10 protein-coding genes are annotated in these 8,077 nt (G+C 53.2%); 6 read left to right on the top strand and 4 right to left on the bottom strand.

The genetic code is table 11. The features are described 5' to 3' along the window. Positions 1 to 161: 161 nt before the first annotated feature. From ACXJJA_RS08190 to ACXJJA_RS08180, 3 genes are read left to right on the top strand one after another with little or no spacing between them, the layout of a single operon-like run. On the top strand, positions 162 to 692 hold the full coding sequence (locus ACXJJA_RS08190) for a hypothetical protein (protein ID WP_456487727.1): 531 nt from the start codon (positions 162 to 164) through the stop codon (positions 690 to 692). Positions 693 to 735: 43 nt separating this feature from the next. Beyond that, positions 736 to 969 (top strand): hypothetical protein, encoded by a 234-nt coding sequence (locus ACXJJA_RS08185; RefSeq protein WP_456487726.1) that lies wholly within the window; start codon positions 736 to 738, stop codon positions 967 to 969. Continuing rightward, the gene (locus ACXJJA_RS08180) at positions 959 to 1,267 is read left to right on the top strand and encodes a zinc ribbon domain-containing protein (RefSeq protein ID WP_456487725.1); all 309 of its coding nucleotides are present in this window, start codon (positions 959 to 961) and stop codon (positions 1,265 to 1,267) included. The genes ACXJJA_RS08185 and ACXJJA_RS08180 overlap by 11 nt, the downstream gene beginning before the upstream one ends. A 109-nt stretch (positions 1,268 to 1,376) precedes the next feature. Here ACXJJA_RS08180 and glyA read toward each other — a convergent pair whose 3' ends face one another. Together glyA and hemC are read right to left on the bottom strand one after the other, a co-directional pair. Continuing rightward, positions 1,377 to 2,645 (bottom strand): serine hydroxymethyltransferase, encoded by a 1,269-nt coding sequence (glyA, locus tag ACXJJA_RS08175; RefSeq protein WP_456487724.1) that lies wholly within the window; start codon positions 2,643 to 2,645, stop codon positions 1,377 to 1,379. A 263-nt stretch (positions 2,646 to 2,908) separates the two neighbouring features. Beyond that, the gene (hemC, locus tag ACXJJA_RS08170) at positions 2,909 to 3,862 is read right to left on the bottom strand and encodes a hydroxymethylbilane synthase (RefSeq protein WP_456487728.1); all 954 of its coding nucleotides are present in this window, start codon (positions 3,860 to 3,862) and stop codon (positions 2,909 to 2,911) included. A 38-nt stretch (positions 3,863 to 3,900) separates the two neighbouring features. Between hemC and ACXJJA_RS08165 the strand changes: the two genes are divergently transcribed. Both ACXJJA_RS08165 and ACXJJA_RS08160 read left to right on the top strand, forming a co-directional pair. Continuing rightward, positions 3,901 to 4,029: a hypothetical protein gene (locus ACXJJA_RS08165; RefSeq protein ID WP_456487723.1), complete on the top strand. Its 129-nt coding sequence runs from the start codon at positions 3,901 to 3,903 to the stop codon at positions 4,027 to 4,029. A gap of 9 nt (positions 4,030 to 4,038) precedes the next feature. After that, positions 4,039 to 5,400, top strand: coding sequence for a cysteate synthase (locus ACXJJA_RS08160; protein ID WP_456487722.1), 1,362 nt, complete (start codon positions 4,039 to 4,041; stop codon positions 5,398 to 5,400). Here the strand turns inward: ACXJJA_RS08160 and ACXJJA_RS08155 are convergent. Then, positions 5,288 to 6,157: an ATP-binding protein gene (locus ACXJJA_RS08155; RefSeq protein ID WP_456487721.1), complete on the bottom strand. Its 870-nt coding sequence runs from the start codon at positions 6,155 to 6,157 to the stop codon at positions 5,288 to 5,290. The two genes, ACXJJA_RS08160 and ACXJJA_RS08155, sit on opposite strands and share 113 nt — an antisense overlap. Before the next feature lie 35 nt (positions 6,158 to 6,192). Here ACXJJA_RS08155 and ACXJJA_RS08150 point away from each other — a divergent pair, with 35 nt between their 5' ends. After that, the gene (locus ACXJJA_RS08150; RefSeq protein WP_456487720.1) at positions 6,193 to 7,152 is read left to right on the top strand and encodes an NAD-dependent epimerase/dehydratase family protein; all 960 of its coding nucleotides are present in this window, start codon (positions 6,193 to 6,195) and stop codon (positions 7,150 to 7,152) included. Here ACXJJA_RS08150 and ACXJJA_RS08145 read toward each other — a convergent pair. Then, positions 7,048 to 8,077 (bottom strand): RNA-guided endonuclease InsQ/TnpB family protein (locus ACXJJA_RS08145; protein WP_456487719.1); only part of this gene is annotated, 1,030 nt, incomplete at its 5' end. The two genes, ACXJJA_RS08150 and ACXJJA_RS08145, sit on opposite strands and share 105 nt — an antisense overlap.

Below are 8,077 nucleotides of genomic sequence, written 5' to 3'. Positions count from 1 at the left end.
AGGGATGAGATGAATGGCGTAAGATGCCGAAAGTGCTATATGACATTGGGGGCAGGAAGGGGACGAGATGCGGAGGAGGACTAACACCTTTAAACTGAAGCCCACGAAGGAGCAAGGGAGAAGGCTTTTCGAGTTAGCTGATAATTGTTCTCGATTATGGAATGAGATTCATTATAAGCGGAGGAGGCGTTCTTCAGTGGAGAAATAAAATAGATTGGAACACCGATGAAGAATACGGCAGGTATAAGCGGTTGGTGGGTTCGGCGACGGCACAACAAATCATAAGAAAGAACAACGAAGTTTGGAAATCATTTTTTGCACTGCTTAAAGCCTACAAAGCGGGCAAGATAGAGGATAGACCGCACCCGCCGGGCTATTGGAAGGACAGGAATACAAGTAGGCGGATATTAAGGATACTGGTAAGGAGCGACGCTTATAAGCTCGATAATAAGTATCTGAGGCTGCCGTTCAAATTAAAGGTCAGATGGAAGGGGAAAAACAGATGGGAGGGTAAGCAGGGGAGACTGGAAATAGTTTATGACGAGCTCTCGAACAGATGGGTGTGCTACCAGCCGGTAGAGGTGAAACCTCTACATCAGCCAATTGGAGATAAAAAGGCATACGTCGACTTGGGAGTGAAGTGCCCGATAATGGCGTATGTAGGTAGGAGGCGGGGAGGCATGGGGTTATAGAGCGAATTCAATGCTTGCCGACTGGGGGTATTGGACGCATAAGATGGCGAAGGTGCAAGAAGAACGGGATAAGATAGGGGAGAGGAGCAGCAGTAAGAGGCTGCGGCAGCTGTATAGGAAGCGAAAGAGGCGGTTTAGAGATAGTATAAACAAGGAAGTGGCGGATTTTGTCAGGAAATGCTGGGAGCTGGGAGTGGCGGAGATGGTATGTGGCGGCGACCTGCGAGGAATAAAAATGATGCAAAGTTCAACCCGAAGGCAAATGCATGATTCATAACTTCTGGTCTCCTCGCTATCTATATAAGCGGATAAGCGAGAAGGCGGAAGAGTATGGGATAAGAACAAGGAGAGAAGACGAGAGGGGCACAAGCAGTGAATGCCCTCGGTGTCATTCAAGCCGAATAGTAAAGAGAGGGAGATGGTTCAAGTGTGTGGACTGTAAACTGGAAGCGCACAGGGATGCAGTAGGGAGCGTAAATATAAGGCTCGCTCAGGGAGAGAGACTCTCTGTGGGGGTCATTAACAGGGCGGTGGCACGCCCTCTGCTCTCCGAAGCAGGAACCTCCGCCCTTTAGGGCGTGAGGATGTCAGAAGGGTCTTGCAAGCAAGAAATAAACAATATAAACCATAGCGATTTCCAGATTAAACCTAAGTTCTCTCGCCGAAATATGGTAAAATGAAAAACTACACGGGGCACTCGTAGGCGTCGCCGCTATCGGAGTCGAAGCAGAAGTGCACTTTTTGGAAGTTTCTGCGCAGCTCCACGACCTCCGTCCTCACCACCTCCGGCTGCCTCCTTTCAATTAAAACTTTCCTAATCAATGCCGCAATATCTTTCATCTCTGAGGGGCGCATGCCGAGCCTTGTAAGCTCCTGCACGCCGAGCCTCAGCCCCGAAGGCGTCTGCGGCTCCCTGTCCCACGGCAGCATGTTTTTGTTAGCTATGATATTTGCCTTTTCAAGGATTTTAGCCGCGAAATCGCCGCCACCGAGCGTTGAAACATCCATGACAACCTGATGCGACTCCGTGAAGCCCTTATGCTCGCAGAGGACGTTGAAACCCGCTTCATAAAGCGCTTGAGCCAGCGATTTTGCGTTTTCGATTGTTGCTTTTGCGTATTCCTTGCCAAACGCCAGCATTTCGGCGAGCGCCACCGCTAAGCTTGCAATGTGGTGCAAGTGGTGATTGCTGACCGTCCCCGGAAACACAGCGGTATCCACACGCTCTTTAAGTTCCCTTCTGCAGAGGATGAGCGCACCCTGCGGTCCGGGGAAAGTCTTATGCGTGCTCCCGGTGACGACATCGGCGCCCTCCCGCAGCGGCTCTTGGAAAAAACCGCCCGCTATTAAGCCTAAAACGTGCGACGCATCGTAAATTATTCTTGCACCGACCTCGTCCGCCGCATCTCTGGCTTCTGACACCGGATGCGGAAACAGGAACAAGCTGCCGCCGAAGACGATGATTTTTGGCTTTTCCGCTCTGATGACTCGCACCATTTCGTTGGCGTCGATATTCATTTCTTCGGGGTCGAAAGGGTGCTCTATGATTTTAAACGCCCGCAGCCCGGCGGCGGAGTATTTGGAGTAACTGATGTGCCCGCCGTTGGGAATTGAGAGCGCCATGACTCTGTCGAAGGGCTCGCCGAGGGCGAAGAACGCCGCAATGTTAGCTAGAACGCCAGAGACAGGCTTTAGATTCACGTGCTCCGCCTCGAACAGCCTCTTCGCAAGAGCTATCGCTTTTGCCTCGATGACATCTATGAACTCGCAACCCTGATAGTAGCGGTTGCCGACGTCGCCCTCTGCATATCTATGCGAAAGGTCGCTCGCCAGCAGTTTGCGGACGATGTTGCTCGTGATGTTTTCGCTCGCTATCATTGGTAGGCAGCTCTGGTAAAGCTCGTGGTGTTTCCTCACAGCTTCCAAAACGATAGCTACCTCTTTCTCGTTCATCCGCTCAGCCGCCCTTAGGTATGTTTTGGGTTTATAAGGATTTTTAGGAAGATGTTGCTGCTAATCCCTTCGAGGCAGCAGGGGAAGGGGGTAAAAAGTATTTAAGTAAAAAGATTATAGGAACATACTGAAACGAGCCGTGGGCTATATGCTCATGGCAGGGGCTGTCGTGACCCAGCCCGACGGGGAGCGGTTTGTTCTCCGGTAAACCACACTCCCCAACCTCGCGCATTCGTCGGATGCCTTCCAATGGAGGGAGGAGGTCACACGGAATTGAAACCTAAAATGGAAAACAGCTCAGAACTCACCCCTCTCGCAAGCTCCTCTACACACTCCGGAAGCTCTGCTTCCTCTGTTGAGAGCTCCCGCTCAGCTCTCGCCCACTTCCGCCCATCGGCGGAAAGTAGCTCCGCAAACACTTCCATTTTCGCCTCCGCACGCTTAGCCCTCGCAAAGATACCTATCGGCACCCTGCAGCCACCGCCCAGCGCCCTCAGGATTTTACGCTCGACCTCAGCCACCGCCCTCGTAACAGCGTCGTCAAACAACTCCTTCAAAATTTCCGACTCTTCGCTACTCTTCCTTGCGACAACGGCGATTATCCCTTGATTTGCGGCGGGTATAAAATCTTTAAGGGGAAGTCTTTCGAAAAACAAGCCGTTCTTCAGCTCGCCCTCGCAGCGTGCGGTGTCTTCGACGAGGTTCAGACGACGCAGCCCCACCTCCGCCACGACGACGCCGTCATAAAGCCCGTCCTTGAGCTTGCGGAGTCTCGTGTTCAAGTTGCCCCGCAGCTCCTTGACGACGATGTCGTTGCGAAAGCGCAGTATTTGGGCTCGGCGGCGGACGCTCGACGTGCCGACGACGCTCTTCGCCTCCAACTCTCTAAGCCGTAGCCCCCGGCTCACGAAAGCCTCGTAAGGTTCCTCTCTCGGCAAAACTGCCGAAATCTCAAGACCGCCACGCATGTCCGACGGTATGTCTTTGAGGCTGTGCACTGCCGCATCTATCCTGCCTTTCAGCAGATACTCGTCAAGCTCCTTGACGAAGACGCCAAATTCCTTGAGCCTCCGCAGGGGCGCTTTAAGCATGTCGCCACTCGTTCTCACGACTTTGAGCTCAACGTCGAAACCCTCTCGCTCAAGAGTTTTTTTCACGACGTTCGCCTGCGCCATTGCGAGCGGGCTGCCCCTTGTCCCTATGCGGAACTTCCTCATCCGCAACTTTTTTTATCTTTAAGGGTAAAAATAACAACATGCGCAAGAGATACATTTGCGGCGAGGAGATAGATTTTTCGCTGCTTGACGGCGTCGGTGAAGAAGAGCAAGACGAATGCACGGAAAAGCAAGATACGTCCCGGCAGCAGTTTTTGCTCTTTTGTTAGCGTGGTGGCATGACGAGGAAATACGTGCTGCGATGTCCGGAGTGCGGCTCGGCATTTGACGACGAATTTACAAATTCCTGCCCCCATGGCTGTGCTGCGCTTCTGAAGACTGAATATTCTTGTAGGCTGACGTTAAGAGCCGGAACCGGGATTTTGCGGTTTGGAGACTGGCTGCCTGCTGAAAATACTTTGGATATCCAGTTAGAAGGCGTCCCGATTACGTATAAGAGCGACGGGTTGGCAGAAGAATTGCGGCTGCGCAACCTCTATATAAGCTTCAGCGGCTACTTCCCAGAACGCAACGCCTACGTGAAGACATGCACGTTTAAGGAGTTCGAGGCACTTCCTACCTTTTTGAGGGTGGCGGAGCGGGCGCCCGGGCGAATTCTCGTAGTTTCATCGGTGGGGAACACTGCACGAGCGTTTGCACAAGTCTCTGCCGAAACGGGGATGCCTGTGGTGCTTGTAGTGCCGAAGAGAAACGTAGACAGAGTGTGGACTGTAGGAACACGTGCGGAGAACGCTTTTCTCGTAGCAGTGGATGGCGATTACCGCGATGCGATAACGATGGGTGGGGAAATTGCAGCTCTCGACGGCTTCATTGCGGAAGGTGGCGCACGCAACGTCGCAAGGCGGGACGGCTTGGGTGTCGTTCTTCTTGACGCAGCCTTCCATATGAGCAGTATTCCTGCGCATTACTTTCAGGCTGTCGGCAGCGGCACCGGCGCCCTCGGCGTCTGGGAGGCTGCCCTACGGCTCAATGCTTTTGGGATTTTTAAAGGCGTCCCGAAGCTTCACCTCTCGCAGAACTTGCCGTTTGCACCGATGTTTAGAGCTTGGAAAGCGGGGCGTAGCGAGCTAATTGATGACGACGTGCGGGACGGCGAAAGTATCAAAAAAATGCATGCGGACGTGCTTTCGAACAGAAAGCCGCCGTATTCGGTGCGTGGAGGCGTTTACGACGCACTGACCGCGACGGGCGGCGAGATGTATGGCGTGAATAACGATAAGTGCATAGAAGCGGAACGCATTTTCGAAAGCGAGGAGGGTATTGATTTGGACCCTGCGGCTGCAGTCTGCGTGGCATCCCTAATGCAAGCCGTCGAGGCGGGCGTGGTGGATAAAGGCGAAAAAATCTTGCTGAACGTGACGGGTGGCGGCTACAAAAGGCTCAAAAAGGATTTAAAGGTTTACGAGGTGCGTGTTCGTGCGGAGACCGAAGGAATGTTCCCTGAACTAAAGTGCATGCTGGAGGAGTTCAGAGACGCAATACTGCCCTCACGCCCGTCCACGTCCGCTTCATCTCAACAGCAGCGGCGGAGCGTGGCGAGAACTCCACGACAGGCGTTCCTGCCGCCACCGCCCTCATGACTGCGGCGTCGTATGGAATTCTCCCGACCACTTCCACGCCCTTGGTAGCGCAGTAACTTTCTATTTCCTCAGATATCTCATCGTTCAGGTCATATTTGTTTATGCAGACGAGCGGGGTTATGCCGAAGTGCCTGACGAGTTGCAAAATCCTTTTAAGGTCATGCAAACCGCTCAATGTGGGCTCGGTCACGATGAGGGCGACGCTCACGCCGCTGAGCGTGGAAATGACAGGACAGCCGACTCCCGGCGCGCCATCTATTAGAACTAACGGACATGCCTCCTGCTCCGCAACGCTCAACGCATTCTGCCGCACGAGTGTTACGAGCTTCCCAGAGTTCTCCTCTGCTGCATTCAAGACTGCGTGCGACATGAAGCCGTATTTAGTCTTGGAAAGGAATACGTAGCCCGATACCTTCTCCCTCAGCGTTATCGCCTCCGTCGGGCATACGAGGGCGCAAACGCCGCAGCCCTCGCATAAAATCCCGTTCACATTGCCTTCTTTTATCGCATCGCACCTGCAGAACTCCTCACATTTCTCGCATGCGGTGCACTTTTGCTTGTCCACCACTGCGACCTTAGAACCCCGAAACTCCTCTTTCCTCAAAATCTCAGGTTTCAGAATAAGATGCAGGTCGGGAGCATCGACGTCGCAGTCCGCAAGCACCTTGCGCTTGGCTAACGCCGCGAACGCTGCCAGTATCGAGGTTTTGCCAGTGCCGCCCTTCCCACTAACCACAGCAAGCTGCTGTATTTCCATCCAAATTTATTTGTTATCAATTTTAATAAGAAGCCATGAGGGTCGTAGTAACGGGCGGCGCAGGCTTCATCGGCTCGCACGTCGTGGACCGTCTTGTGGCAAGCGACGCCGCCATCGTGGTTTTGGACGATTTGAGCTCAGGAAGCTTGAAGTTCATAGAGGCACATCTTACAAAGGAAAATTTCGAGTTTCACAAGGTAAATTTGGCATCTGACGACGTTACGTCCTTTTTCGAGGACGTGGACGAGGTCTGGCATTTGGCGGCGAATCCTGACGTGCGTGTCGGCGCCGAGCGCCCGGACGTGCATTTTGAGCGAAATATCGTTGCGACTTACAACGTGCTGGAAGCGATGCGTCGAAACGGCATCCGCCGCATCATCTTCACGAGCACCTCCACGGTCTACGGCGACGCCACGCGACTCCCAACGCCTGAGAACTACGGACCACTCGTGCCGATTTCGCTTTATGGCGCCTCGAAGCTCGCCTGTGAAGCATTGATTTCCGCATACGCCCACACCTTCGACATGCGGGCATGGCTCTACCGCTTTGCAAACGTCGTCGGGCGTCGGAGCACGCACGGCGTCATTTTCGACTTCATAAAAAAGCTACAAGCAAACCCGAAGGAACTGGAGATTTTGGGCGATGGCAACCAGACGAAATCTTATATCTACATAGACGACTGCGTCGAAGCCATGTTCTTCGGGCTCAAAGCCTCTCGTGAGGTCGTGAACATCCTGAACATTGGCACTGAAGACCAAGTGATGGTGCGGCGAATCGCCGAAATCGTGTGCGAAGAGTTGGGGCTCGTCGGCGAGAAAATGCCAAAGTTCAGGTTCACGGGCGGGCGGCGAGGCTGGCGAGGCGACATCCCCTTTATGCTCTTGGACATTTCAAGGTTGAAAAGCTTGGGCTGGCGCCCGAAATACGATTCGGAGACGGCGGTGCGGCTGGCGACGAGAGACCTCCTTAAGGAAGTGACCTCCTCCCCCCATTAAAATGGGGGGCATCCGCCGGATGCACGAGGTTGGGGAGTGTGGCTCGCTCAGGACGAACCGCTCCCCTTCGAGCTGGGTCACGACAGCTCCTACCGTGAGCATGTAGCCCACGGCTCGTTTTAATATGTTCTTAGCTCCGTTCACGTCCGCATTAATCTGATAGCCGCAGTCCTCGCAGATGAAGACGCCGGGTCTTTCCGTTCGCAGCGAGCCGCAGCGGGAACACTGCTTCGAAGTGTTAAACTCTGGAATTTCTATCACCAGAATGCCTCGCTCAAGCGCCTTATACTTGATGTATTCCTTCAGTTTGTAGAACGGCATGGAATTGACCTTCCTGTTCGCCTTTCTCCCTTTATGGTTCTTCCTGATGCCTTCCAAGTCGCCTATCGCTATTATGGCGTCGTGCTTTTCCGCTTCCTCAACGATGTCCTTCGCCACCTTGTGAAGCTCGTCGTTCACAATCCTCCGCTCCTTGCGCCCGATATTCTTTATCGCCCTCTGCTTCTTCTCCCTTCCGAGCTTTCTCCTCAACCAGAAATACTTTCCTCTAACCTCTCTCACCCTCTTTCCATAAAATTTGGGTGTGCTGCGGTGCCGTGCCACCGACACGGCTACCCAACGAGCTCCCATGTCTATCGCGATGATGGATGCATATTCTTTCTTCGGCTCGACATCCTTCTTGACCGTGACATGAAGGTAGAATTCTCCACCCTTCCTGACGAGCAGAGACTCACATACTTCCCATTCCTCGAAATTGAAAGGCTGGTGAGCAAGTGCAACTTTTACGCCCCCTCTCATACCTTTTACCCTTATCCTCGCCCAGTATTTGGCTATTTTCGTGTCCCTTCTTTGAATATCTATCAAATCTTTTCTTATTGGAACACCTTTCATCCGCTTCGCTTTCTTGTATAGCCACTTCGCATCT

It is taken from the genome of Candidatus Alkanophaga liquidiphilum (assembly GCF_053996935.1).
This window is presented reverse-complemented; position numbering and strand designations above follow the sequence as displayed.

Coding starts and splice junctions, on each gene's coding strand:
- ACXJJA_RS08190 (WP_456487727.1), top strand. CDS start 162: ATGAGATTCATTATAAGCGGAGGAGGCGTTCTTCAGTGGAGAAATAAA.
- ACXJJA_RS08185 (WP_456487726.1), top strand. CDS start 736: ATGGCGAAGGTGCAAGAAGAACGGGATAAGATAGGGGAGAGGAGCAGC.
- ACXJJA_RS08180 (WP_456487725.1), top strand. CDS start 959: ATGATTCATAACTTCTGGTCTCCTCGCTATCTATATAAGCGGATAAGC.
- glyA (WP_456487724.1), bottom strand. CDS start 2,645: ATGAACGAGAAAGAGGTAGCTATCGTTTTGGAAGCTGTGAGGAAACAC.
- hemC (WP_456487728.1), bottom strand. CDS start 3,862: ATGAGGAAGTTCCGCATAGGGACAAGGGGCAGCCCGCTCGCAATGGCG.
- ACXJJA_RS08165 (WP_456487723.1), top strand. CDS start 3,901: ATGCGCAAGAGATACATTTGCGGCGAGGAGATAGATTTTTCGCTGCTT.
- ACXJJA_RS08160 (WP_456487722.1), top strand. CDS start 4,039: ATGACGAGGAAATACGTGCTGCGATGTCCGGAGTGCGGCTCGGCATTT.
- ACXJJA_RS08155 (WP_456487721.1), bottom strand. CDS start 6,157: ATGGAAATACAGCAGCTTGCTGTGGTTAGTGGGAAGGGCGGCACTGGC.
- ACXJJA_RS08150 (WP_456487720.1), top strand. CDS start 6,193: ATGAGGGTCGTAGTAACGGGCGGCGCAGGCTTCATCGGCTCGCACGTC.